This is a genomic window from Mesorhizobium sp. M2D.F.Ca.ET.226.01.1.1 (assembly GCF_004022705.2).
Taxonomy (GTDB): domain Bacteria; phylum Pseudomonadota; class Alphaproteobacteria; order Rhizobiales; family Rhizobiaceae; genus Mesorhizobium.
In genome coordinates this window covers 142,688-168,148 of record NZ_RZOY02000012.1, presented here as the reverse complement: position 1 = coordinate 168,148, position 25,461 = coordinate 142,688, and the positions used below count along the sequence as shown (strand labels likewise).

The following is a 25,461-nucleotide window of genomic DNA, read 5'->3' as shown; positions in this document are numbered from 1 at the left end:
CTCCTATCTCGTCAGCACGACGCCGGCGTCGGGCCGGAAGGAAACCCAGGCGCGGTCGTTCCAGGTCAGCGGATCCTCGGTGACGCGCGAGGCATTCATCGCGCTCGCCCGCACGACCTGTCCGTCGTCCAGCTTGATATGATAGACAGTCATGTCGCCGAGATAGGCGACATCATAGACCTCGCCTTCCAATGCATTGACGGCATCCGCGGGTTTCTTCGACGAAACCTTGATCTTCTCCGGCCGGATCGCGAAGACGATGTCGGAACCGGCGGTGGCCTCGCCGCCATTGTCGACGACGATCTGAGCGCCGGTCGCGCCGGTGATGCGCGTCGTGCTTGCCGTGCGCTCTGCGACTTTGCCCTCGAACATGTTCACGTTGCCGACGAAATGCGCCACGAAGCGCGAGGTCGGGGCCTCGTAGATCTCGGCAGGCGTCGCCACCTGCATCACCTCGCCCTTGTCCATGATGGCGATGCGGTCGGCCATGGTCATGGCCTCCTCCTGGTCGTGGGTGACGACGACGAAGGTGAGGCCGAGTTCCTGCTGCAGGTCCATCAGCTCGAACTGGGTTTCCTCGCGCAGCTTCTTGTCGAGCGCGCCGAGCGGCTCATCGAGCAGCAGAACCTTGGGACGCTTGGCGACGGAACGCGCAAGGGCGACGCGCTGGCGCTGACCGCCGGAAAGCTGATGCGGCTTGCGCTTGGCGAACTGCTCGAGCTTGACCAGCTTCAGCATCTCGGCGACGCGCCTTTCGATGTCGGGTCCCGGCATGCCTTCCTGCTTCAGGCCGAAGGCGATGTTCTTTTCCACCGTCATATGCGGAAACAGCGCATAGGACTGGAACATCATGTTGACCGGCCGCTTGTAGGGCGGGATGCCGCGCAGGTCCTGCCCGTCGAGCAGGATGCGGCCGGCGGATGGTTCCTCGAAGCCGGCGAGCATCCTCAGCAGCGTCGACTTTCCGCAGCCCGAAGCGCCGAGCAGCGCGAAGAATTCGCGCTCGAAGATGGTCAGCGACAAATTGTTGACGGCGGTGAAGTCACCGAACTTCTTGGTGACCTTGTCGAACTGGATGTATGGCTTGGCCTTCGGGTCGTTCCATGGCGCGAAATCCCTGCGGATGCTGCCAAGCGATTTCATGGTCCCCACTCCGTTATTCTTTTAAAAATTCCGCAAAAGAAAGCGACCCCGGCAGATGGCTGCCGGGGCCGTGTCGCAATGCTTACTGGCCGGTGACGATCTTGGTCCAGGTGCGCGTGATGACGCGCTGGGTCTTGGGATCGTATGGCGCCACGGTATAGAGCTTCTTCGTCGTCTCCGCGTCCGGATAGACCGAAGTATCTTCCAGGATCGCCTTGTCGACGAACTGCTGCGAAGCCTTGTTACCGTTGGCGTAGAGCACATAGTTCGACGACTTGGCGATGACTTCGGGCGTCATCATGTAGTTGATGAACTCAAGCGCGTCGGCGACATGCGGCGCGTCCGCCGGGATCGCCATCTGATCGAACCACATCTGGGCGCCTTCCTTCGGCACCGAATAGCCGATCTCGACGCCCTGCTTGGCTTCCTGCGCGCGGTTGCGCGCCTGGAAGACGTCGCCCGACCAGCCGATGGCCAGGCAGATATCGCCGTTGGCCAAAGCGTTGATGTATTCGGACGAATGGAACTTGCGGATGTAGGGGCGGACCTTGAGCAACGCTTCCTCGGCCTTGGCAATGTCATCCGGCGAGGTGCTGTTGGGGTCGAGGCCGAGATATTTCAGCGCCGCCGGAATGATGTCGGCGGGAGAATCCAGCACATAGACGCCGCAATCCTTCAGCTTGGCCAGCTTGTCCGGATTGAAGAACGTGTCCCAGCTGTCGATCTTGTCGGTGCCGAGAGCGGCCTGGACCTTCTTGACGTTATAGCCGAGGCCGACCGTGCCCCACATGTAGTTGACCGAATATTCGTTGCCCGGATCGTATTTGGCGGTGCGTTCGGAGATGACGTCCCACATGTTGGAGATGTTCGGCAGCTTCGACTTATCCAGCTTCTGGAACACGCCCGCCTGGATCTGGCGCGCCAGGAAGTTGGCGCTGGGCACCACGACGTCATAGCCGCTGCCGCCGGCAAGCAGCTTGGTCTCCAGGATTTCGTTGGAATCGAAGGTGTCGTAGACGACCTTGATCCCGGTCTTCTTGGTGAAGTCGTCAATGATCGAGCTGTCGATATAGTCCGACCAGTTATAGACGTTGACGACGCGGTCCTCGGCATGGCCGCCTGCCGTGAAAAGCGTCAGAAATATCGACGTCGCCGAAAGCCATAGAGCTTTGCGGATCATGATGTTCTCCTTTGGTGAGTGTTCCCGTGCCGGCTCGTCGCGATAAGAGCGCGGACCGGCGTTTGGTTCAGATTGTTGAGCTTTCCGGAGGGCAACAAGCGCTTCCTGTCGGCGCTGCGCCGGGTTGCCGGTCGGTGGTCGAAGACCTCCCGCGGCGTGCCCTTATAAGGTATCCGGGCGGCGTCAGCGGCGTTCGCCGTGGCGTGGGCAGAGATACAACGATGTTGTCCGGCCTTAGTCAGGCCGGCAGAGACACTTGGCAAGATACGCCTGTCTTATTGTTGCCGTGATCGCAGCCTGCCCGTCCGGCAGCGGGGTTGTCAATGGGGGAAGACTCTCAACTTCAATTGGGGGACGGCAGGCCGGTGATGCCGGGACGCGCCGGCCGCGCCTGGCGTTTGAACTCCAGGCCGATATGGACGAGCAGCGCCGTGACCACGATCATGCCGCCGATGATGGTGCGCAGCGACGGCACCTCGGAATGGACAAGCCAGACCCAGATCGGTCCGAGTATCGGCTCGAAGGTGCCAAGCAGTGCCGCGATCGCCGCCGGCACCAGCCGCGCGCCCATGGCGAAGAAAGCGAGGCCGACGCCGAGGTTGATGACGCCGAAGGCAAAGAGAAAGCCCATGTCGCGCGCGGAGACCGAGAATTCCGTGGCCTGGGTTGCTGCAAAAACACCGGCAAGCAGCGCGCCGAGACAGGTGGCCGGCACCATGCGCACATGGGAAAAGCGCCGGGTGATCACGGTCGCGAACGAAAACATCACCGCGATCAGCAGCGCCAGGCCATCACCGATCGGCGAGACGGCGCCGCCCAGGGATTCCGAGACCATGATGGCAACGCCGGCGATGACAGCGGCGATGGCAATCCAGGTGCCCTGGCTCACGCGCTCGCGAAACAAAAGCCAGGCGAGCAAGGCAGCCAGGAGCGGCACGCCGGCTTGCATCAGCAGGATGTTGGCGACCGTCGTATAGGCGAGCGCAACGATAAAGCTTGTCGAGGCCGTGGCAAAGCAGAAGGCCACGCCGAGGCCAGGCAGGCCCATATCGCGGAAGAGCCTCAAGGTGCCGCGCCCGCCGTCGCGCCAGACCATGAAGGCGACGAGGAAAGCCACGGCCCAGAGCGAGCGCCAGAACACCACGGTCCAGCTGTCTTCGACGTGGATGAAACGGGCGATGGTGCCGCCAAAGCTCCACATGAGCGCCGAAAGAAAGACCAGCAGCATGCCGATCCGCTCCTCGCGCGGCGAGACAACTGGCAAGGCGGCACGGGGCGAGGCGGTATCGGACATGGATAGGACTGTCAGCGAGTTATTTGCGCTACGATGCACCAGGGACAACAGGGATTCTGTGTCTTAGACGACAAGACCGTGTCCCAATCGCGTAGCGCAAAGTAGACAGCCATGCGTGATCCAGCATTCGCTGAAATGTGGGACAACCTCGCTACGTCCCTACTTGGCGCATGTCTGGGTTCCACAGCCGATGCGCATGTTTGGGCGATGTGTATCAGCCCTGGAAATCGAAAGCGCTTAAGCCCGTCACCATCTCGTCGAGGCCGAGCGGGCGCGTCACCGGCGGTTCGGCGCGGGCCAGGCAGCCGACGCGCTCGCAAAGCCGGCAGGCGGGGCCTACCGGCGTGGCGAAACCCTGCCCGGACCTGCCGGCCGCTCCCGCCGGCAACGCCGCGCCATAGACGATCTCGTCGCGAAAGCCGATATCGCAGCCGAGCAGGAGCGCGGTGCGCCGTGGCCGTTCGGAGAAGGCGCCTTGCGGGCCCTCCAGCGTGCGGGCGATGCAAAGGAATTCGGCGCCGTCAGGCATTTCCACCGCCTCGACCAGGATCTGGCCCGGCTGCGAGAAGACAGCATGCACGGGAAGTTTGGGACAGCCGCCGCCGAAGCGGCTTTGCGGATAGCCCTGGCTGCCGGCCTTGCGGAAACGATTGCCGGCATTGTCGACCTCCAGCATGAAGAACGGCACCCCAGCCGCGCCTGGACGCTGCAGCATGGTCAGGCGGTTGGCCGCCTGTTCGAACGAGACGCCGAAGCGGGAACGCAGGACGTCGATGTCGTAGCGGGCACGGACGGCGGCGGCATGGAAGGCCTGGTAGGGCATCATCAAGGCGTGCGCGGCGTAGCGGCCGAGTTCGAAGCGGGCAAGCCGGCGCGCTTCGTCGGTGCCGAGCTTGAGAGCCTGGATCTCGCCGGCGACGGCCACCGACATGCGGATCAGGCTCGCTTCCATGGCGATTTCGCGCAGCTGGTCGAAAGGCGACAGCCGCTCGGACAGGAACAGGCGCCGCGAATGGCGGTCGTAGCGGCGGCGCCAGTTGGGCATGGTGGCGACCGGCAGCACCTTGACGACGATGCCGTGCTCGCGCCTCAGCCAGGCCTTCAGGGCGGCGAACAGATCATCGCCGGGGTCGAGGACCGATGTGAAGGCCTCCGCCTCCTCTTCCAGCGCAGCGAAGTGGTTCGGCCGGCGCTCGAACATTTCGTGGACTTCGTCGGCGGGAAGTCGCGTGCCGGACAGCGCCGTCGCCCTGCCCTCCCTGGCCAAAAGCTGGTTGAGGTCGGACAGGCGTTCGGCCTGCTCGCGATAGGCGCGAAAGAGCTTTACCATCGCCGCCGAGGCGTTCGGCGCCGTCTCGGCGAGGTCGATCAGCTCCTGGTCGCCAGGCAATTCGCCGGCAAGAAGCGGATCGCTGAAGGCTTCGCGCAAGGCCGCGATCGAGCCTTTGGTCTCTCCCTGCAATTCATGCGGATCGACCTTGTAGACCGAGGCCAGCTTGAGAATGAGCTGCACCGTCAGCGGCCGCTGGTTGCGCTCGATGAGGTTGAGATAGGAGGGCGAGATGCCCAGTCCATCGGCCATAGCCGTCTGGGTCAGGCCCCTGGCGTTGCGCAACCGGCGCAGCCGCGGCCCGGCAAAGATCTTCTGGTCGGCCATCCCAGCCATCCTTGACAAGAATTTACATGGGTAACGCGTCGAGCGCCTGCCCCGACGCTTTTACAATCGTGACAAATTTACAGACCCAGCCTGTCAATGGCAACACAGCTTTTCCTTTATTTCTTGGATAAATTTCTGGTTTTTCTCGCTGCCTTTCGCGCTGCAATGTAAATGGTGTCATACGCAGACGTCGCGAAGCATACCTTTTCGATGTGCGGCCAAAGCAGTTTTCAAGCGATCCGGAGTGACCAATGACCGATTTTTACAACCTCGTTCCTTCCGCGCCCGAGGGCCGGTTCGACGGGATCGAGCGCCCCTACTCGCCAGAGGATGTGAAGCGGCTGCGCGGCTCGGTGCAAATCCGCCAGACGCTGGCCGAGATGGGCGCGAACCGGTTGTGGAAGCTCATCCACGAGGAGGATTTCGTCAACGCGCTCGGCGCGATGTCCGGCAACCAGGCGATGCAGCAGGTTCGCGCGGGGCTCAAGGCGATTTATCTCTCGGGCTGGCAGGTGGCCGCCGACGCCAATACGGCGTCCGCCATGTACCCAGACCAGTCGCTTTACCCGGCCAACGCCGCGCCGGAACTGGTCAAGCGGATCAATCGCACCTTGCAGCGCGCCGACCAGATCGAAACCTCGGAAGGCAAGGGGTTGTCGGTCGAGACCTGGTTCGCGCCGATCGTCGCCGATGCGGAGGCCGGCTTCGGCGGCCCGCTCAACGCTTTCGAGATCATGAAGGCCTTCATCGAAGCCGGCGCTGCCGGTGTCCATTATGAAGACCAGCTGGCGTCGGAGAAGAAGTGCGGCCATCTCGGCGGCAAAGTGCTGATCCCGACGGCGGCGCATATCCGCAACCTCAACGCGGCGCGCCTCGCGGCCGACGTGATGGGCACGCCGACGCTGGTGGTGGCGCGCACGGACGCGGAAGCGGCAAAGCTTTTGACCTCCGATATCGACGAGCGCGACCGGGCTTTTGTCGACTACGACGCCGGCCGCACGGTCGAGGGCTTCTACAATGTGAGGAACGGCATCGAGCCCTGCATCGCGCGCGCCGTGGCTTACGCGCCGCATGCCGACCTGATCTGGTGCGAGACCTCGAAGCCGGATCTGGCGCAGGCCAGGAGGTTCGCCGAAGGCGTGCACAAGCATCATCCCGGCAAGCTGCTCGCCTACAACTGCTCGCCGTCCTTCAACTGGAAGAAGAACCTCGACGACGCGACGATCGCGAAGTTCCAGAAGGAGCTTGGCGCGATGGGCTACAAGTTCCAGTTCATCACGCTCGCCGGCTTCCACCAGCTGAACTTCGGCATGTTCGAGCTGGCGCGCGGCTACAAGGACCGCCAGATGGCCGCCTATTCGGAGTTGCAGGAGGCGGAGTTCGCGGCTGAAGCCCGCGGCTATACCGCGACCAAGCACCAGCGTGAGGTCGGCACCGGCTATTTCGACGCCGTGTCGATGGCGATCACCGGCGGCCAGTCTTCGACCACCGCCATGCATGAATCGACCGAGCACGCCCAGTTCAGGCCAGCGGCCGAGTGACGGATAACAACCAGAGGAAACGCCCGCAGGGCAATCACATCGAGGAGAAGACCAATGGCATCGATAAGCCGCGTCAAGGAAAGAGCAGAAGAGCAATCGAGCGCGATGAGCGTCGATCAGCAGGCGACGATCCGCATGCTCGCCAACGATCTGCACAGGCTCAACCAGTCGGTCATGAAGGCAGTCGACGCAGGCGTTTCGGTGGAACTGGTGCGCTCGGCCAGGCACCATGGCGGCGACGGCAACTGGGGTGACCTTCTGATCCCGGTGATCGTTACCCAGCAGAGTCACACTTGACGTAACGTCAACAGTCTCGGCGAAAAGTCTCCCGCGCGCTATACGTTCGGGAGACTATCGCATTTTTTCGGTTTGCCTTCGTCGTGCGAGACACGACTTGTGCTGAATTCGGGAATTTCTTGCTTTATTCTCGATGACGACCGTTTCAGCTTGACACCGGCCGCGAACTCACCCAATTGTGCCTCAGGTTTCAACCCTGCATTGAACCAGAGTGCCCGCCCACCGATGTGTCCCGCCGACCGTGACGACCCCTCCGAAAAACACCTGAAACCTGCCATCCGCGCTAGCGCGAGGGCGGCGGATTTTTCCAAGGTGCTGGTCGTCGGAAAGTCGTCGATCAACCGGGTCGTGGTGTCGAAGATCGTCGAGAAGTCGGGGCTGAAGCCGATTTCGGAATCGCCCGAGACTGCCGAGAAAGCCCTGGCTGGCCATCTGCCCGGCGCCGTGATCCTGGACGGCGGGTCCGACAACAAGGATTGCGACCGGCTGATGTCCGCCATCGACGCGCTGCGGCGGGTCTCAGGCAAGCCGCTGCCCGCGGTGATCCTGCTCTCAACCAGCAATGGCACGCCGGAAAGCCTTGGCGTGTCGGGCGTGGTGGATGCGGTGGTTGCCAAGCCGATCACGCCCGACCGACTGCAACCGGTGGTGGATCGCCTGGTCGGGCGCGGCTAGCGCGTTTCGGGATACATCCCCGAACGTCGTTAGCCCGCTGTGGCGATGCGCTCTATCAGCGCCGGTAACTCGCTCAGATCGGCGATCCGCCGGAAACGCGGCGCCGTCACCGGCGCCTCGGCATGCTCGACCGCCCAAGTCAATTCATGCGGCACATGAATGCCCCAGCCCCCTGCCTCAATGGCCGGCACCACGTCCGACTTGAGAGAGTTGCCAACCATCATGCTCTTGTGCGGTCCGTCGCCATGGCGGCTGAATATGCGGGCATAGGTGGCCGCGCTCTTGTCGCTGACGATCTCGACGGCGTCGAAAAGCTCGCCCAGTCCCGATTGCGCCAGCTTGCGTTCCTGGTCGAAGAGGTCGCCCTTGGTGATCAGGATCAGCCGGTAGGCACCGGCGAGTTTCTCGACGGTTTCACGCGCATGGGGCAGCGGCTCGATCGGATGGCTGAGCATCTCGCGGCCCGCGGCAAGGATCTCGCCGATAACCGTACCGGACACCTCGCCATTGGTGACCTCGACCGCCGTCTCGATCATCGACAAGGTGAAGCCCTTGATCCCGAAGCCATAAAGGGCGAGGTTTCGCTTCTCCGCCGCCAGCAGCTTCCCAGCGATTTGCTCATGGTCGCCATATTGCATCAGCAAGCCGGTGAGGCGCCTCTCCGTGCCGCGGAAGAACTGCTCATTCTGCCACAGCGTGTCGTCGGCATCGAAGCCGATTGTCGTCAAACGTGGAACGGACATGGAAGACACTCGACTTTCGGATAGGCTCATCTAGACCTTGTCGGGGGCCGTCGCCAGTCAGAAGCGGTTGAGCAAAGGCCTCCCACTGCCGCGACTGCGACGACCTCCCCTTCCCTTCCCCGGTGGCGCCCGGCTATAGTCCGAAATCCGCAACACAATCTGGTGAATGATGCCGCCTGAAAAAAAGGAAGTCCGTCCGTCAAGCCGGGGGGGACGCACCCGCACGCCTGCTTTCCTGAAAAACCAGCGCGGTGTGAGGAACTGGAAGGAAGCCAGCGAATGGCTCGAATGGCGCGGCATCGAGGACATCGAATGCATCACGCCCGACCAGGCCGGCGTTGCCCGCGGCAAGATGATGCCGTCGAAGAAATTCACCTCCAACACGTCGCTGGCGCTGCCCTCGGCCGTGTTCATGACGACGATCTCCGGCGGCTATCCCGAGGACGGCAACGGCTTCCATTATCCCGAGGATGACGGCGACCTGAAGCTTCTGCCCGATCTCTCGACGCTGACTGTGGTGCCCTGGGAAGAGGACCCGACGGCAGCAGTGATCTGCGATCTCGTGCACCAGGACGGCCGCTCGGTCGAGTTCACGCCGCGCAACGTTCTGAAGCGTGTGCTTGCCGCCTATGACGAGCGTGGGCTCAAACCGGTCGTGGCGCCCGAGATCGAGTTCTATCTGGTGCGCAAGAACCCCGATCCGGACTATCCGCTGACGCCGCCCGTCGGGCGCTCGGGACGGCCGATCGGCGGCGGTGCCGGCTATTCGATAGCCGGCGTCAACGAATTCGACGAGTTGATCGACGACATCTACCATTTCTCGGAACGGCAGGGCCTGGAGATCGACACGCTGATCCACGAAGAGGGCGCCGGCCAGCTCGAGATCAACTTGCGCCACGGCAATCCGATCGAGCTCGCCGACCAGGTGTTCATGTTCAAGCGCACGATCCGCGAGGCGGCGCTGAAGCACGAGATCTACGCCACCTTCATGGCAAAGCCGATCCAGGGGCAGCCGGGCTCGGCCATGCATATCCACCAGTCGGTGGTTGACAAGAAAACCGGCCGCAACATTTTTTCGGCCGAGGACGGCTCCGAGACCGACGCATTCTTCCATTTCATCGGCGGCATGCAGAAGCATGTGCCAAACGCGCTGGTGATGTTCGCGCCCTACGTGAATTCCTACCGCAGGCTGACCCAACAGGCCTCGGCCCCGGTCAACAACAAATGGGGCTATGACAACCGCACCACCGCCTTCCGAGTGCCGCGCTCCGACCCGGCGGCGCGGCGCGTCGAAAACCGCATCCCATCCTCGGACGCCAACCCCTATCTGGCGTTGGCCGCGTCGCTCGCCTGCGGGCTGGTCGGCATGAACAACAAGATCAAGGCGGAACCACCGGTGCTGACGACCGCCAATGCGGATGAAATCGACCTGCCGCGCGGCCTTCTGGAAGCCGTCGGCCTGTTTGAGGACGACAAAGAGCTCGGTGCCATCCTCGGCAAATCCTTCGCCGCCACCTACACCGCGATCAAGCGCGCCGAGTTCGAGACCTTCATGGAAGTGATCAGCCCGTGGGAGCGGGAGTATCTGCTGCTGAATGTATAGGGGAGTAGGGGAGTAGGGGAGTAGGGGAGTAGGGGAGTAGGACGGGTGGCCGAAAAGACAGGCTCCTACAAGGATTTAGTGGTCTGGCAGCAAGCGATGGATTTGGCGGTTTCGGTTTACAACCCGACAAAATCCTGGCCCAAGGAAGAACTCTATGGACTGACCAGCCAAGTGCGTCGCTCCGCGGCTTCGGTGCCATCAAATATAGCCGAGGGTTATGGAAGAGAGATTCGGGGTTCCTATCAGCAGTTTCTCCGCATCGCCCAAGGATCGCTGAAGGAATTAGAAACACAGTTTTTGATCGCTGAACGCACCGGTATCGCGTCACAGCAGACGACGGCGTCATTGCTGGCCAGCACCGAAAGTGTGGGAAAGCTTCTTCGACTTTTGATTCGAAAATTAGCAGCCGACTAGCTATCCCTACTCCCCTACTCCCCTACTCCCCTACTCCCCTACTCCCCTACTCCCCTACTCCCCTACTCCCCTACTCCCCTACTCCCCTACTCCCCTACTCCCCTACTCCCCTACTCCCCTACTCCCCTACTCCCCCGACGAGCGTCATGCCCTACCAATCCCCCATTTCCCCCGGCCGCTCGTGGTACGAGGATACGGCCGGCCCTCGGCCGGAATATCCGGCGCTCGAAGGTGACCGCGCCGCAGATGTCGTCATCGTCGGCGGCGGTTTCACTGGCTTGTCGGCGGCCGCGCATCTCGCGAAGGCGGGCGCGAATGTCGTGCTGATCGAGGCCTATCGTTTCGGCGACGGCGCGTCGGGGCGCAATGGGGGCCAGCTCGGCACCGGGCAGCGCGCCTGGGCGGAAGATCTGGAAGCCGAGTATGGCCTTTCCCGCGCCAAGGCACTGTTCGACATGGCGGAAGAGGCCAAGGCGCATCTGTTCGGCTTCGCCGCCGCCAACGACATCGAGATCGACTATATGCCGGGACAGCTTTCGGTTGCGCACAAGCGGCGCTATGTCGACGACTACAAGCGCCATGCCGAGCTCATGGCGAGCCGCTTCGGTTATCCGCATGTCAGCTTCATGGACGCTGCGGAGACGGCGGAGCGGCTCGGCTCGACGCGCTATTTCGGCGGCGCGCGCGACACCGGGACCGGGCATATCCATCCGCTGAAGCTGGTGATCGGCACGGCGAAAGTCGCAGCGGCGGCCGGCGCGCATCTCTTCGAGCAGACCCCGTCCACCGGCATCATTTCCAGCGGTGGCAAGGTGAAGGTCACGACGCCCAGGGGCACAATCACCGCCGACAAATGCCTGATCGCGGTCAACGCCTATGGCGGCAATCTGGAACCAGTGAGCGCGGCCCACATCATGCCGATCGGCTCGTTCATCGGCGCGACCGTGCCGCTGGGCCCAGACTCGAAAGTTCTGCCCGGCGACGAGTCGGTCGACGATTCCCGTTTCGTGGTGCGCTATTTCCGCAAGTCGAAGGATGGCCGTCTCCTGTTCGGCGGACGCGAGGTCTATGCCGTCAACGATCCGAAGGACATCCATATCCACATCCGCAAGCAGATCGCCGAACTCTATCCGGCGCTGAAGGATGTCGAAATCACGCACGGCTGGGGCGGCTATGTCGGCATCACGGTGCCAAGAAAGCCGTTCGTGCGCGAGGTGATGCCGAAAGTGATTTCGATCGGCGGCTATTCCGGGCACGGCGTCATGCTGTCGAATTTCTTCGGCAAGCTCTACGCCGAGACCGTTGCCGGCAATCGCGACCGCCTGAAACTGATCGAGGACCTCAAGATCCCGGGCTTCCCGGGCGGCCGCCGGTTCCGCGCGCCGCTGTTGTTTCTCGCGCTCAACTGGTTCGCGCTACGCGACCGGATCTGAAACCGGCCGCTCGAGCCGAAGCCATCGATTCGGCCTGGGCGGCTTTCATGCGGCAGGTTATTGAAGCCTTAACGAACGCGCAGAATTTCGCAAATTGGCTCACTCATGCCATAATCAGCAGTAAAAGATGCCATCATGGGCGAAAATCCGGGGATTTGGCGGACCTGTCCGCAGTGATTTCGGGACCGATGCCGATCAAGGCCAATCCTTATGGCAATGATCGAAAGAACGTCGGCCCGCTTGTTGGAGGTGGTTTGAGTGAACGAGCCCTTCAGTTTCGGCATGCCGGAACGGCAGCGCTTTACAATGCAGTTCGGCTATAGTGTTCGGCCATCCTTCTGGCAGAAGGTGCAGTCGAACGCGCATCTGGTCATTGCAGCGGTCGGCACCGCAGCGCTGCTCGGCGTGGCCGCGGTGGCGTTGTGGCTGTGCATTCCGGGCAGTGGCCGGCAAGTGGCCGCGGCAAGCGCCGAACAGACCGTTCCGACGATTCCGGTGAAGACGACGAAGATCGCTCCGGCCGCCGCCGCGGTCAGCGTCGCAGCAGCCGCACCGCAGGCCGCGCGCAAGGCGGATGCCGTTACGCCGACGACGGCGGCCCGCGTAGCCAGCATTCCGGCGCTGTCGTCGAGCAGCCCGCGCTGGACGCCTGCCGAAGCCAAGACGCCGCCGGCTCAGACCGAGGAACAGCCAGCTCCGTCCAACCACGCCGCCGATACGAGCGCCGCGCGATCAACCGATACGGCCTTCGCCGAGCCCGCCGCCGAGAACGACGCTTCCGACGCGCTGTCACAGGTTGCCGCACCCGCTCCGGCGAGCGAGACGCCGACAGCGGAGAAGAAGCCGGGCGACAAGATGGACAGCGCCCAAACCGCCGCAATTCCCGAAGCCAAGGCGCAGGTACCCGATGCCACGCCGGAAGCGACCGACGACGCGGCTCAGCCCCAGCCGAAAGCTCAAAAAGTCAGCGCCGCGGCCAATGGACGCGTTTTGAGGTCCGTCACCATGCGTTCCGGCCCGAAGAAAGGCGCCGCCGCAATCACCACGGTGCCGGCCAAGGCGTCGGTGCAGGTGATGAGCTGCAAGCAATGGTGCGAGATCGTCTACAACGGCAAGCACGGCTGGGTCTACAAAAGCTACGTCAAGACCGGTGCGTGAGGCCGTTGTGCCGGCAGCGCCGCGGCCGAACCGCGATGGCGTCAGCCGCCGAAGAGGCGACGCAGGCGCTGCCGCCGGCGATCATTCCTGCGCTTCTTGACGAACTCCCGATGCTCCTCGAACAGCACTTCGAAAAGGCCGCAATCCTGGCAGCCTTCCTTCTTCCCGCAGGCGGGGATCCAGCATTTGACATCATGTGCCTAGGCAAGCGCCAAACGTTCCAGGTGAAGACTGGAAGAACTCTTGAGAAGGATGAGTTCGCCGGGTGCCGCCGTGCGCCTGAGATGATCTGAAACCTCTTCGGCGTGCGCAGTTCGACGAACCGGCCGCTGTCGCGATCGGCCTGGCTGGCTTTCGAGCGATGGGCATGCTCCCCGACATAGATCACCTGGTCGGCAATCTCGCGCGGCGCGCGCATATTTTGCGTTCGATGCCCGAGCAGGCTCGCTGCGGTCGACTTTCCTGAGCTGCCGGTTACGCCGATGAAGGTGGCCTTGCTCCGAGCCCTTGCGCGCCTCGCCCGGTAGATCTTGAGGCGCTGCCCCAGGCACCGTTGTGCCTTTCGGCGGATCGTCAAGTCAAACTCAAGCAGCACGTGATCGACTAGATGCAGCGGCCGCCATCGACCTCCAGCGCCACGCCGGTGATGAAGGCGGCTTCATCCGAGGCCAGCCACAGTGCCGCATTGGCGATATCGAGCGGTGTCGAGAGCCGGCCGAGCGGGATCGAGGCGCGGAATTTCTCGCGGATCTCCGGCGTGTCGGCGCCCATGAATTTTTCCAGCATGCCGGTCTCGCCGGCGACCGGGCACAGGCAGTTGACGCGAATGTTCTTCGGCGCCAGCTCCACGGCCATCGACTTGGTGGCGGTGATCGCCCAGCCCTTGGAGGCATTGTACCAGGTCAGGCCAGGGCGCGGCCTGAGCCCGGCCGTCGAGGCCGTGGTCAGGATGACGCCGCCACCCTGCCGGTCCATGATCGGCACGACGGCGAGAGCCGCGTGATAGATCGCCTTCATATTGACAGCGGTGATCAGGTCGAAGGTTTCCTCGTCGACGCCGAGCATATCGCCGTTGCGGTGAGTGAAGCCCGCATTGTTGACCATAATGTCGATGCGGCCGAAGGCGCTCTTGGCGGCATAGATCATTTCGTCGAATTCGGAGCGTAGCGAAACATCGGTCTGGGTCCAGATCGCATTGGCGCCGATCTCTTCGGCCACCCGCTCGGCGCCCTTGGCGTTGAGATCGGCGACGACCACGCGCGCGCCCTCTTCGGCAAAGCGTTTCGCCATACCCGCGCCGAAGCCCGACGCGGCACCAGTGATGACGGCGACCTTGTTTTCCAGACGCATGGTTTTCCCGTTCATTGAATTTCCGCAGTTTTTGACGTGACTTTTTCCACCTGTCGTCCGCCCACGCCACGCCCGACAATATCTCCCTTAGCTTTCGTCACATTCGCGTTCTATGGTGCAGGTGCGAACGCCGCCGGAAGCCATGGCTTGCCGACAAGCCTGCCGGCGGCGCGAGTGTCGGGAAACATGTGGGCCGATGCAAGCGCAAGCGATTGGTCCTTACATGTGACACCATGGCACTGGAAAATTTAAATCGATTAGAATATACCAACCACGCTGCCGCCAACCGGCATCAAATCGGACTGACCATGACCAGCCAGATCATCCCTGTCGATCCCTTCGACTTCATCATCTTCGGCGGCACCGGCGACCTGTCGGAACGCAAGCTCCTGCCGTCGCTCTATTATCGCCAGCGCGACCATCAGTTCTCCGAACCGACGCGCATCATCGGGACGTCGCGCGCAAAGATGACCGACGCCGAGTTCCAGGCCTTCGCCAATCAGGCAATATCGCACCATGTCAAGCCGGCCGACATCGACCCCAAGGAACTCGACACGTTCCTCGCCCGCCTCTCCTATGTTTCGGCGGATGCGACCACCGGCGCCGGCTTCGACAAGCTCAAGAAGGCGATCGGCGACAGCGACCGTGTCCGCGCCTTCTACCTCGCGGTGGCGCCGGCGCTGTTCGGCGACATCTCGCACCAGCTCAAGCAACATAAGCTGATCACGCCGAACTCGCGCATTGTGCTGGAAAAGCCGATCGGCCGCGACCTCGCTTCGGCACGGGCGCTCAACGATGCAGTTGGCGATGATTTTGACGAAGGCCAGATCTTCCGCATCGACCATTATCTCGGCAAGGAGACGGTGCAGAACCTGATGGCGCTGCGCTTCGCCAACGCGCTCTATCAGCCGTTGTGGAATTCGGCGCATATCGACCATGTGCAGATCACGGTCGCCGAGACCGTCGGCCTCGAAGACCGTGTCACCTATTACGACAAGGCCGGCGCGCTGCGCGACATGGTGCAGAACCACATGCTGCAGCTGCTTTGCCTGGTCGCCATGGAGACGCCGTCCTCGATGGACGCCGACGCCGTTCGCGACGAGAAGCTGAAGGTGCTCAGGGCGCTGAAGCGCATCAATGGCAACGAGGCGCCCAAGCACACGGTGCGCGGCCAGTATCGCGCCGGCGCCTCGGCGGGCGGCCCGGTTAAGGGCTATGTCGAGGAACTCGGCAAGGACAGCACCACCGAGACCTTCGTGGCCATCAGGGCCGAAATCGGCAATTGGCGCTGGGCCGGCGTTCCGTTCTATCTCAGGACCGGCAAACGGCTGGCAAGCCGGGTTTCGGAGATCGTCATCGAGTTCAAGCCGATCCCCTTTTCGATCTTCGACGAAAGCGCCGGGCCGATCTTCGCCAACCAGCTGGTGATCCGACTGCAGCCGGACGAAGGCGTCAAGCAGTACATCATGATCAAGGATCCGGGACCGGGCGGCATGCGGCTCCGCCAGATCTCGCTCGACATGAGCTTCGCGCAATCCTTCGACGGACGCGCGCCGGACGCCTATGAGCGGCTGATCATGGATGTGGTGCGCGGCAACCAGACGCTGTTCATGCGCCGCGACGAAGTCGAGGCGGCGTGGAAATGGATCGACCCGATCCAGAATTCCTGGGAAAGCGCCAAGCAGGAAGCTCAGGGCTACACGGCCGGAACATGGGGGCCGTCGGCTTCCATCGCGCTCATCGAACGTGACGGACGGACATGGCACGAGAGCAATTGAGCGAGCCGCGTTTCAACTGGAACGGCTTTGCCGACCGCCCGCAACTGGCGGCGGCCCTGACCGACCATGTCGCCGCCCTGCTGACCAATGCGATCGCGCAACGCGGCACTGCCCTGCTTGCGGTCTCCGGCGGCACGACGCCGGCGAAATTCTTTGCAGCACTCTCCGCGATCCCGATCGCCTGGGACAGGGTTGTCGTGACGCTGGTCGACGAGCGCTTCGTGCCGCCGTCCTCGCCGCGCTCGAATGCTGGGCTGGTGGCTGCCAACCTGTTGCAGAACAAGGCGGCGGCGGCGCGTTTCGTGCCGCTCTACCACGAGGCCGCAAGCATCGAGGACGCGGCGGCAACGGACAGCGAAGCGCTGCGGTCGCTGCCCTGGCCGCTGGACGTGGTGATCCTCGGCATGGGCGGCGACGGCCATACGGCCTCGTTCTTTCCGGATGCCGGCAACCTTGAGGAATTGCTCGATCCGGCCTCGCAGCGGATCGTTCTGCCGGTGCATGCGGCGAGCGGCGGCGAGCCGCGGCTCACACTGTCGATGGCGCGCATCGTCGCCGCCGGCTTCGTTGCGCTGCACATCGAAGGCGAAGACAAGCGCACCGCCTTTAACGGCGCGATGGGGCCAGGCGTGAAAAAGCCCATCCGCAGAGTGATCGAGGCGGCGCCGAAACCAATAGAGGTGTTCTGGGCACCCTGATTGAAACAAGACGGCCCGACGGCGCTGGGAGGATGTCGCCGGGCTCGAAAGGACGGACCATGACAGCCAGACGCGACATCGAAGCCATCACGGAACGCATCCGCCAACGTTCGAAAGCCGGCCGCGAAGCCTATCTCGGCCGCATCGCGGAGGCCTCCAGCCACACCGCCAACCGCGCGGTGCTGGGCTGCGGCAATCTCGCCCACGGCTTTGCCGTGTGCAGCCCGTCGGAAAAGATCGCCCTTGGCGGCGACGGGGTGCCGAACCTCGGCATCATCACCTCCTACAACGACATGCTGTCGGCGCATCAGCCCTTCGAGACCTTCCCGGCGCTGATCAAGGAAGCGGCGCGGGAGGCCGGCGGCATCGCTCAAGTCGCCGGTGGCGTGCCGGCCATGTGCGACGGTGTCACCCAGGGCCAGCCCGGCATGGAGCTGTCGCTGTTCTCGCGCGACGTGATCGCCATGGCGGCGGCTATCGGCCTGTCGCACAACATGTTCGACGCGGCCGTGTTCCTCGGTGTCTGCGACAAGATCGTGCCAGGGCTGGTGATCGGAGCGCTCACCTTCGGCCACCTGCCGGCCGTCTTCATCCCGGCGGGGCCAATGACGACGGGCCTGGCGAACGATGAGAAGGCAAAGGTCCGTCAGCTTTACGCCGAAGGCAAGGTCGGTCGGGCCGAATTGCTGGAGGCGGAGTCCAAATCCTATCACGGGCCGGGTACCTGCACCTTCTACGGCACCGCCAATTCCAACCAGATGCTGATGGAGATCATGGGCCTGCACACGCCCGGCGCTTCCTTCGTCAATCCGGGCACGCCGCTGCGCGACGCGCTGACCAGGGAAGCGGCGAAGCGGGCGCTGGCGATCACCGCGCTCGGCAATGCCTATACGCCGGTCGGGCGCATGATCGACGAGCGCTCCATCGTCAATGGCGTGGTCGGTCTCCACGCCACGGGCGGCTCGACCAACCATACGATCCACCTGATCGCGATGGCAGCCGCCGGCGGCATCGCGCTGACCTGGCAGGATATTTCCGACCTGTCGGAAGCCGTGCCGCTGCTCGCCCGCGTCTATCCGAACGGACTTGCCGACGTGAACCATTTCCACGCCGCCGGCGGGCTCGGTTTCCTGATCCGCGAATTGCTCGACGAAGGCCTGCTGCATGAGGATGTGCAGACAGTGTGGGGCGAAGGCCTGCGGCCCTATGCGGTCGAGGCGAGACTCGGCGACGACGGCGGCGTGGTGCGCGAGGCCGCACCGCTCACGAGCGGCGACGAGAAGGTGCTTGCGCCGGTCAGCAAAGCGTTCCAGCCGACGGGCGGCCTGAAAGTGCTGGGCGGCAATCTCGGCCACGCGGTGATCAAGACCTCAGCGGTGAAGCCAGAGCGGCGCGTCATCGAGGCGCCGGCAAAGGTGTTCGACAGCCAGCAGGCGTTGAACGACGCCTTCAAGGCTGGCCAGCTTACCGGCGATTTCATCGCCGTCATCCGGTTCCAGGGCCCGAAGGCCAACGGCATGCCGGAGCTGCACAAGCTGACCACCGTGCTCGGCATCCTGCAGGATCGCGGCCAGCGCGTCGCGCTGGTGACCGACGGGCGCATGTCGGGCGCTTCCGGCAAGGTGCCGGCGGCGATCCATGTGACGCCGGAAGCGGTCGAAGACGGACCGATCGCCAGGATCCATGACGGCGACGTCATCCGGCTCGATGCGGATGCCGGCACGCTGGAAGTGCTGGTGCCGGGAACGGAATTCGCGTTGCGCCGCACGGCCGACGCCGACCTCATCGGCAACGAGTTCGGCTTCGGCCGCGAGCTGTTTGCCGGGTTCCGGCAACTGGTCGGCCGCGCCGACCATGGGGCGGCGGCGTTCGGCAACGCCTGATCTGTTCGCAACAGCTTAAAAAAAGGGACGGCCCGATGCCGCCCCTTTTTGCCGCCTGGCTGCAACGCCTACTGAAGGGTGATCTCGCTCCGCTCGCCGGCCTTGATCGTCACGGGCATTTCCTTGTCCTGGCCCTGATCGGGGGCGTGACGCACGACCGCGTAGTCGCCGGCGGGAATCGTCTGCTGCCAGCTGTCGCCATAGCTTAGGCCCAGCGACTTGCGCTTGCCCTCTATGTCCTTCTTCGACGAGAACACCTCGATCGAGTAAGCGCCGGGCGCCGACATCGCCAGCACGCCGGCGTCGAGCGGGACCTTGATGTCCTGGTTGTCGCCGGCCTTGATGGTGAAGGGCTGCTCGACGACGGCGAGATCGAGGGTCGTGAGCGCGACATAGTCGTCCGGCGGCAGCCAGAACTTGCTGTCCGGACCGTAGGAGTGCTCGACGCTCTCGCGGCTGCCGTCGATCTTCTTCTTCGCCTTGACGATTTCGAAGCCGAGACCGGAATTGTCGGCCTTGTCGCCGCCTGCGGTGTAGAAGGCATTGAGCACGGCGTGGCCGACGCCGACGACGACGTCCTTATCGACTGTCTGTCCAGCTGCAAGCTGGATGGTCTCCGTTACTGTGCCGGCGCCGATCTGCACCGTCACCTTCTGCTCGCCGGCAGGCACCGTGGCCTTGGCGTCGCCATAGTGGGTGGTGCTGCCGCCGGGATAGGCGAAGTCGACACGCGCCTCGCCGCTAATCTCCGATCCCTGGCTCGCATGCGGATGGATAACCAGCGTGCCGCCGTTGAGCGTGAACAGCGGCTTGTAAACCTGACCGGCCTCGATCTTGATCTTCTGCTCGCTTCTTGCCTCGTCGTCGCGGCCGACGACGATATAATCGCCCGGTTCGAGATTGGTTTTCAGCTCGCCATACTCGGTCATGACCTGATCGCCGCGCGAGCCGTCCGCATTGGCCTTGTAGATTTCCCAGGCATTGCCGTTGTCGGAGATCTCGGGACCTCCCTCGGCCATGACCACGCTCGGCATGAAATTGAATTCAGGCTTGGCGGGCGCGGGCGCCGGCGCGGGTGCCGGAGCGGGCTCAGGCGCCGGCGCCGGAGCCGCCACGGTCTCGACCAGGGCATCCTGCAGCGCTTTCTCGTCGGAGGCCTGGATGTATTTGCCGCCTGTGTTCTCGGCCAGGCACGCGATCTGCTTGCCTTCGTCTGCGGTCAGGCCGAAACCGACGACATCGGCGGTGAAGTCGACGCCGCTTTGCTCGAGTTCCTTGCCGAGCGCGCATGGATCGCCGCCACAGGTCTCCAGGCCGTCGGTGATCAGCACCACCGTTGCCTTGTCCTCGGTGTATTTCAGCGCCTCGGCGGCCTGCTTGACGGCAGCCGTCAGCGGCGTCTTGCCGAGGAATTTCATGCTGTCGGCCGCTGCCGAAATGGCGCTGGCGGAACCGGCCTGCGGCGGCACGATCAGCTCTATGTCGTCGCAGCTGCCTTTGGTGCGGTGGCCATAGGCCATGAAGCCGATCTCGTCGTCGGCCGGAACCGACTGCAGGACCGTGCGCAGCGATTCACGCGCGATTTCCAGCTTCGGCTTGCCATCGATCTGAGCCCACATGGAGCCCGATGCATCGAGGATGATAATGACCTTGTTGGCGGCAAAGCCAAACGTGGTCATCGACAAAAGGAGGATCGCCGCAGCAACGCTCCGTGCCAGTCCCGCCATAGAAATCTCCTGAGTGAACCCCCGTCCGCGCCCGGAAAGCTATTTGACACGGCGTCAGGATACAAGTCTGCGGGAGTTGCCCCTGCTAGGCATTCGCTCGTGGAGCTTGGGTATCAGTAGGTGGTGCGCCGTTCTTCCGAGGGCGGACGGCCGAATTGCAGCCTGTAGCTCTGCGCGAAATAGGAGTGCGAGGTGAAGCCGGTGGCGATCGCCACGTCGAGGATCGGCATGTTGGTCTGGCGCAGCAATTCGCGCGCCCGTTCGAGCCTCAGCCGCATGTAATAGCGGCCGGGCGTCACGCTGAGGTGACGCAGGAACAGCCGTTCGACCTGGCGCACCGAAAGCCCCGCAGACTTGGCGAGCTGCACCGCAGACAGCGGCTCGTCGAGATGGTCGGCCATCAATTCGACGATGCGCCTAAGCTTTTCCGACTTGCCGGTGAGGTCGCGCTCAGGTCCGACGCGCTGGCGGTCGCCGGCCGAGCGGATGCGTTCGTGCTGGAACTGGTTGGCGACGCCATTGGCGAGGTTGGAGCCGAAATCACCGCGGACGATCTCCAGCATCAGGTCGATCGAGGTCGTACCGCCGGCGCAGGTGTAGCGCTTGCGGTCGATCTCGAAGACGTTGCCGGTGCAGTTGATGTCGGGAAAGCGCTCCATGAAGCCGGCGCGATTTTCCCAATGGATGGTGCAGCGGTAGCCGTCGAGCTGTCCGGCCTCGGCCAGCAGATACGAGCCGACCGAGAGCGCGCCGAGCGCATTGCCGCGCCGGCCCCAGCTGCGCAGCGCGGCCAGCACCTTGCTCTTGCCCGGGAATTCGGTGGTAAGCCCGACCGAGACGAACAGGATGTCGACCGGCGGCATGTCGGCGACCGAATAGTCGATCTTCAGCGGCAGGCCGTTCGAGGCCATGACCGCGTCGCCGTCGGCCGAGATCGTCGTCCAGCCGTAGAAGTCGCGACCGAGCAGGCGGTTGGCCGAGCGGAAGCAGTCGATGGCCGCCGCCAGCGAGAACATCGAGAATTTGTCGACCAGCAGAAAGCCGAACTGGCGGCCGCCCTGAACGGGATCGTTCGTGATCGGCCGTTCGATAGGAGCAGTAAGGTTCGGCAAGGATCTGCTTTCGATCAGAAGGACGGCCGCTTCAGCCCGGCCGCGAGGTAGGCGGAAGCTACAGTGTTCGCCATCAGCATGGCAATGGTCATCGGCCCGACGCCGCCAGGGACCGGCGTAATGGCGCCGGCGACCTTGGCGGCTTCGGAGTAGGCGACGTCGCCGACCAGGCGGCTCTTGCCTTCGCCCTTCTCGGGCGCCGGGATGCGGTTGATCCCGACGTCGATCACGGTGGCGCCGGGCTTCACCCAATCGCCCCTGACCATCTCGGGGCGGCCGACGGCGGCGACCAGGATGTCGGCGGTGCGCGCCAGCGCCGGCAGGTCCCTGGTGCGGCTGTGGGCAATGGTGACGGTGCAGTTGGCGGCGAGCAGCAGATTGGCCATCGGCTTGCCGACGATGTTGGAGCGGCCGACGACGACGGCGTTGAGACCGGAAAGGTCCTTGCCGCGCACGCGTTCGATCAAAAGCATGGAGCCAGCCGGCGTGCAGGGCACGAATGCGGTCTCCAACTCGCCGGTGCCGAGCTTGCCGACATTGATGAAATGGAAGCCGTCGACATCCTTCTCCGGCGCGATCGTCTGGATGACCTTGCCGGCATCGATATGGCCGGGAAGCGGCAATTGCACGAGGATGCCGTGGATCGACTTGTCGGCGTTGAGGTCGCCGATGATCTTCAGCAACTGTTCCTCGCTGGTGTCGGCCGGCAGCGTGTGCTGGAGCGAATGGAAGCCGCATTCCTTGGCGGTGCGCGATTTCGAGGCGACGTAGACCTGGCTTGCCGGATCCTCACCGACAATGACCACCGCCAGGCCGGGCTTGGTGGCGCCCTTGGCCGAAAGCTCCGACGTCAGCGCCTTGACCTTCGAAACCACATCCTCGGCGACACGCTTTCCGTCAATCACTTCGGTCATCACGAACTCTCCGTTTTGAGGCCGCATCGATGCGTGCCCCATGCCTCAATCCGCATTCCGAACCGCCAACGCAAGGCGCAATCGGCCGAAATGCCGCGCGGCATTTTCACGAAAATTCGACAAGGCAATCCCGTCAAAGCGTCGTCGGATGCCGTAAACCCGAAACCGGTCGCATTTATCGAAGGTCGAGTAGTCGAGAATACGGGTGCCTTAGAAATAGCGGCGACGCGAGCGGTTTTCGGTCAGCTCGCGCACCGCCTCGCGGAATTCGCGCAGGCTGGCTCGGATGTCGTCGATCTCCCCCTGGTCGGCGGCTGGCTGGCGAGCCTCGCCGGCGGGCTGCGGCTGCGGATGGTAGGCTGCCGGCGAGGCCGGATACTGTTCCTCGTAGGGATCGGACCGCGCATGGTCCGGCCGATAGGAATAGGAATAGCCCTGCTCGTATGGCGGCTGAATATTCTCCCGCGCCGGGGTTTCAGCGCGAGAATAGCGTTCCTCCCGGCTGGGCGCGCGCCAGGCGCTTTCGGGCGGGACAGAGTCCAGATCGACCGTGTCAGCCGGCTCGCGCCGCACGAAATAGCGGAGCGCCGAGGCCAGCGAGCCGAAAAGTCCCGGGCGGCCGGCGTCGTTGTCCGGCATCGGTGGCGGTGTGACGGGTTGCGCCGCAGGCGGCGCAGCCACCGACACGGGCTGAGGGGCCGCAGGCGAGGTAGGTGGCGGTGTGAAAGACGGGGCGGGACGCTGCGGCGTGAAAGACGGGGCGGGCGGCGGAGCGACCGGCGGGGCCGGCGGCGGTGTGACGACCGGTGGCGGCGTGACGAGCGGCGGCGCCGGCGGAGCGGCGCGGTTGGAACTGTTCTCCACCATTGGAACACGCTCATCGACCCTGCGGCGCGAGCGGCCATCGGCCGTCTCGCGCAGGCTGGCAAGGATGCCGCGCAGCGCGCCGAGGCCGATGCCAGCGAACAGGCCCGCGAACAGGCCGGCCAGAGCCATCACGGCGCGCGACGGACCCTTGGCTTGCAGCGGCGCATAGGCGTCCGAGATGACGCTGATGTTGGCGGTGTTGATGTCCTTCTGCTCGCCGGTTTCCTTGGCCCGCAGCAGGAACTGCTCGTAGACGGAACGCTTGGCGGCCGCCTCGCGCTCCAGCTCGCGCAGCGAGACCAGATTGTTGTTGACGTCGCCGCTCTGCACCTTGGCCTGCGCCAGGCGCGAGGAAAGATCCTGCTCAAGCTGGACCGAGCGCTTCAGGTCGACCTGCAGCGAGGACGCGATGCGCTGCAGTTCGGCGCCGATGCGTTCGCGCGCGCCGGCAAGCTGAGCGTTGAGCGCCTCGATTTCCGGATGGCGCGGCCCGAGCTTGACCTCGGCGCGGTCGGCTTCCTGCTTGAGCGCCGCATATTGAGAGCGCAGCTCGCTCATCATGTTGGAGTTGATCTCCTCGGGCAAAGTGCCGCTAAGGACCGAATTGACGTTCAGCGAGCGTGCCGAGGCCGCGCGGGCATTGAGCTCCAGCGTTCGCGCGCGGGCGACCGAAAGCTGCTCGTTGAGCTTCAACATCTGGTCGTCGCTGATCAGATGGCCCTGCGCGTCGACGAGGTCGTGCGTCGCCCTGAAATCCTCGACGTTGCGTTCGGCTGTCTCGACCCCCTTGCGCAACTCGTCGAGCCTGGCGGTCAGTTCGTCATTGGCGCGGCCCGCGGTGCTCGACTGGATCTCGCTGGAGATCTGCTTAAACGCCTTGACCATGGTGTTGGCGATCAGGGCGGATTTCTCGGCGTTCTGCGTGGTGGCGCTGACCGAGACCACGAAGGTCTTGCCGCCGCGCTCGACGTCGAGGCAGTCGGCCAGATTGCCGACCGCGAGAGCGCGTTTGCGCGCTTCGTCGGCTGGGCCGGCATCCTGCCGCGACAGGATCGAGCGCAGCGTCGACATCAGGCCGAGGCCACCCTTGCCTTGGCCGTTGAACTCAGGGTCGTTGGTGAGGTTGAGGTCGGTGACGACCTTGTTGAGAACGGTACCCGAGGTGAGGATGCGGACCTGGTTCTCGACGATGGCGAGCGTCGCGTCCGAGGCGACCACGTTCTGCGTCAGGTCGCGGTCGGTGAGCTTGAGGTCGCGGGGGTCGACGATGACGTCGGTGGTGGCCTCATATTTCTTCGGCGTCGACAGCGCGATCGCGACGCCGAGGGCGGCGCCCAGTATGGTCGTCGACAGAATCAGCGCCTTCGATCGGATGACGCCGTGAACGACCTGCATCGGGTCGATCAGCGGCTTCCACTCCTGGGAATCGTCGGCGGCAGATGGCCGGCTTGGATAATGAGGATCGCGGGTGGCTTGCGGCCGACTACCCGCCGACGCAGCCTCGTGGCCCTGATCGGACGAGGCTTGCCGATCTCCACCGGCCCAGGCGTCCGCAGTTTTGACCGGATCCGCGCTCAGCAGGGTCTGATCGCTGCCTAAGTCGCCAGCACCGGCTGGCTGCGGGTTAGACTTCGCTTCGCGCTCGGAGCGCGCGGCGCGGTGGCGCGCGGCGGCGTCCTCGCGCCATGAAGAATTGGCCCGGTCGCCGATGGCAACCGTGTTGTCCTCGCCGCGCATAGCCTGACCGAGCGCCAGCAGGGAACGCTCGCGCCTCCAGTCATCACGGTTATCCCTGTCAACCATTGTCCTGGAACTTACTCTCTGGCGGCTTGGGAGCGGCGGATCGGCCAATCGTTAAGCCACGCTAAACGGGCATAGGAAACAAACGGTTAATTTTGCGTCCGGGCTCACACGGTTTCTTGCCTTGCTCGCGGCATTTCGGCGCCGCTGAGGCGGCCGCCAGAACGCCGCGTTAAACTTTCCAGCCTATCTAT

General features: G+C 63.9%; 21 protein-coding genes. 11 read left to right on the top strand and 10 right to left on the bottom strand.

Annotation, left to right across the window (positions count from 1 at the left end; all coding sequences use genetic code 11):
- Nucleotides 1–3: 3 nt before the first annotated feature.
- The 4 genes from EN869_RS26080 to EN869_RS26065 all read right to left on the bottom strand — a co-directional run bounded on the left by EN869_RS26080 (nucleotide 4) and on the right by EN869_RS26065 (nucleotide 5,274).
- A complete protein-coding gene (locus tag EN869_RS26080; protein WP_127230621.1) occupies nucleotides 4–1,143 on the bottom strand; it encodes an ABC transporter ATP-binding protein in 1,140 nt (379 codons plus the stop codon).
- Between the two features lie 82 nt (nucleotides 1,144–1,225).
- Nucleotides 1,226–2,323, bottom strand: coding sequence for a polyamine ABC transporter substrate-binding protein (locus tag EN869_RS26075; RefSeq protein ID WP_127230620.1), 1,098 nt, complete (start codon nucleotides 2,321–2,323; stop codon nucleotides 1,226–1,228).
- Nucleotides 2,324–2,666: 343 nt separating this feature from the next.
- Nucleotides 2,667–3,617: a DMT family transporter gene (locus EN869_RS26070; protein WP_127230619.1), complete on the bottom strand. Its 951-nt coding sequence runs from the start codon at nucleotides 3,615–3,617 to the stop codon at nucleotides 2,667–2,669.
- Between the two features lie 214 nt (nucleotides 3,618–3,831).
- The gene (locus EN869_RS26065; RefSeq protein WP_127230618.1) at nucleotides 3,832–5,274 is read right to left on the bottom strand and encodes a helix-turn-helix transcriptional regulator; all 1,443 of its coding nucleotides are present in this window, start codon (nucleotides 5,272–5,274) and stop codon (nucleotides 3,832–3,834) included.
- A 251-nt stretch (nucleotides 5,275–5,525) separates the two neighbouring features.
- Here EN869_RS26065 and aceA point away from each other — a divergent pair, with 251 nt between their 5' ends.
- The 3 genes from aceA to EN869_RS26050 all read left to right on the top strand — a co-directional run bounded on the left by aceA (nucleotide 5,526) and on the right by EN869_RS26050 (nucleotide 7,787).
- Nucleotides 5,526–6,815: an isocitrate lyase gene (aceA, locus tag EN869_RS26060; RefSeq protein ID WP_127230617.1), complete on the top strand. Its 1,290-nt coding sequence runs from the start codon at nucleotides 5,526–5,528 to the stop codon at nucleotides 6,813–6,815.
- A gap of 54 nt (nucleotides 6,816–6,869) precedes the next feature.
- Nucleotides 6,870–7,112: a hypothetical protein gene (locus EN869_RS26055; protein WP_127230616.1), complete on the top strand. Its 243-nt coding sequence runs from the start codon at nucleotides 6,870–6,872 to the stop codon at nucleotides 7,110–7,112.
- A 225-nt stretch (nucleotides 7,113–7,337) separates the two neighbouring features.
- On the top strand, nucleotides 7,338–7,787 hold the full coding sequence (locus tag EN869_RS26050) for a response regulator (protein ID WP_127230666.1): 450 nt from the start codon (nucleotides 7,338–7,340) through the stop codon (nucleotides 7,785–7,787).
- A gap of 29 nt (nucleotides 7,788–7,816) precedes the next feature.
- Here EN869_RS26050 and EN869_RS26045 read toward each other — a convergent pair whose 3' ends face one another.
- Entirely contained in the window at nucleotides 7,817–8,530 is a 714-nt protein-coding gene (locus EN869_RS26045) for an HAD family hydrolase (RefSeq protein WP_127230615.1), read from the bottom strand.
- Nucleotides 8,531–8,699: 169 nt separating this feature from the next.
- Here EN869_RS26045 and EN869_RS26040 point away from each other — a divergent pair, with 169 nt between their 5' ends.
- The 5 genes from EN869_RS26040 (at nucleotide 8,700) to EN869_RS34590 (ending at nucleotide 13,431) form a co-directional block, all read left to right on the top strand.
- Nucleotides 8,700–10,133 (top strand): glutamine synthetase family protein, encoded by a 1,434-nt coding sequence (locus EN869_RS26040; protein ID WP_127230665.1) that lies wholly within the window; start codon nucleotides 8,700–8,702, stop codon nucleotides 10,131–10,133.
- A 45-nt stretch (nucleotides 10,134–10,178) separates the two neighbouring features.
- The gene (locus tag EN869_RS26035) at nucleotides 10,179–10,547 is read left to right on the top strand and encodes a four helix bundle protein (RefSeq protein ID WP_127230614.1); all 369 of its coding nucleotides are present in this window, start codon (nucleotides 10,179–10,181) and stop codon (nucleotides 10,545–10,547) included.
- Between the two features lie 146 nt (nucleotides 10,548–10,693).
- A complete protein-coding gene (locus EN869_RS26030; protein ID WP_127230838.1) occupies nucleotides 10,694–11,980 on the top strand; it encodes an FAD-binding oxidoreductase in 1,287 nt (428 codons plus the stop codon).
- A gap of 258 nt (nucleotides 11,981–12,238) precedes the next feature.
- Complete coding sequence (locus tag EN869_RS26025; protein ID WP_167507099.1) at nucleotides 12,239–13,138, top strand: SH3 domain-containing protein; 900 nt, start codon at nucleotides 12,239–12,241, stop codon at nucleotides 13,136–13,138.
- A 35-nt stretch (nucleotides 13,139–13,173) separates the two neighbouring features.
- Nucleotides 13,174–13,431: a hypothetical protein gene (locus EN869_RS34590; RefSeq protein WP_167507098.1), complete on the top strand. Its 258-nt coding sequence runs from the start codon at nucleotides 13,174–13,176 to the stop codon at nucleotides 13,429–13,431.
- A 310-nt stretch (nucleotides 13,432–13,741) separates the two neighbouring features.
- Here EN869_RS34590 and EN869_RS26015 read toward each other — a convergent pair whose 3' ends face one another.
- Nucleotides 13,742–14,488, bottom strand: coding sequence for an SDR family oxidoreductase (locus EN869_RS26015; RefSeq protein ID WP_127230839.1), 747 nt, complete (start codon nucleotides 14,486–14,488; stop codon nucleotides 13,742–13,744).
- 308 nt (nucleotides 14,489–14,796) lie between these two features.
- Here EN869_RS26015 and zwf point away from each other — a divergent pair, with 308 nt between their 5' ends.
- From zwf to edd, 3 genes are read left to right on the top strand one after another with little or no spacing between them, the layout of a single operon-like run.
- On the top strand, nucleotides 14,797–16,266 hold the full coding sequence (gene zwf / locus EN869_RS26010; protein WP_127230837.1) for a glucose-6-phosphate dehydrogenase: 1,470 nt from the start codon (nucleotides 14,797–14,799) through the stop codon (nucleotides 16,264–16,266).
- Nucleotides 16,248–16,964: a 6-phosphogluconolactonase gene (gene pgl, locus EN869_RS26005; RefSeq protein WP_127230836.1), complete on the top strand. Its 717-nt coding sequence runs from the start codon at nucleotides 16,248–16,250 to the stop codon at nucleotides 16,962–16,964. Before zwf ends, pgl begins: the two co-directional genes overlap by 19 nt.
- 59 nt (nucleotides 16,965–17,023) lie before the next feature.
- On the top strand, nucleotides 17,024–18,847 hold the full coding sequence (edd, locus tag EN869_RS26000; RefSeq protein ID WP_127230835.1) for a phosphogluconate dehydratase: 1,824 nt from the start codon (nucleotides 17,024–17,026) through the stop codon (nucleotides 18,845–18,847).
- Nucleotides 18,848–18,915: 68 nt separating this feature from the next.
- Here edd and EN869_RS25995 read toward each other — a convergent pair whose 3' ends face one another.
- The 4 genes from EN869_RS25995 to EN869_RS25980 all read right to left on the bottom strand — a co-directional run bounded on the left by EN869_RS25995 (nucleotide 18,916) and on the right by EN869_RS25980 (nucleotide 25,270).
- Nucleotides 18,916–20,574 (bottom strand): VWA domain-containing protein, encoded by a 1,659-nt coding sequence (locus tag EN869_RS25995; RefSeq protein WP_127230834.1) that lies wholly within the window; start codon nucleotides 20,572–20,574, stop codon nucleotides 18,916–18,918.
- Between the two features lie 113 nt (nucleotides 20,575–20,687).
- Nucleotides 20,688–21,686, bottom strand: a complete 999-nt coding sequence (locus tag EN869_RS25990) for a GlxA family transcriptional regulator (protein WP_040988147.1) — start codon at nucleotides 21,684–21,686, stop codon at nucleotides 20,688–20,690.
- A 14-nt stretch (nucleotides 21,687–21,700) separates the two neighbouring features.
- Nucleotides 21,701–22,600, bottom strand: a complete 900-nt coding sequence (gene folD / locus EN869_RS25985; protein ID WP_127230833.1) for a bifunctional methylenetetrahydrofolate dehydrogenase/methenyltetrahydrofolate cyclohydrolase FolD — start codon at nucleotides 22,598–22,600, stop codon at nucleotides 21,701–21,703.
- A 210-nt stretch (nucleotides 22,601–22,810) separates the two neighbouring features.
- Nucleotides 22,811–25,270: a GumC family protein gene (locus EN869_RS25980; RefSeq protein ID WP_127230832.1), complete on the bottom strand. Its 2,460-nt coding sequence runs from the start codon at nucleotides 25,268–25,270 to the stop codon at nucleotides 22,811–22,813.
- Between the last annotated feature and the right edge of the window lie 191 nt (nucleotides 25,271–25,461).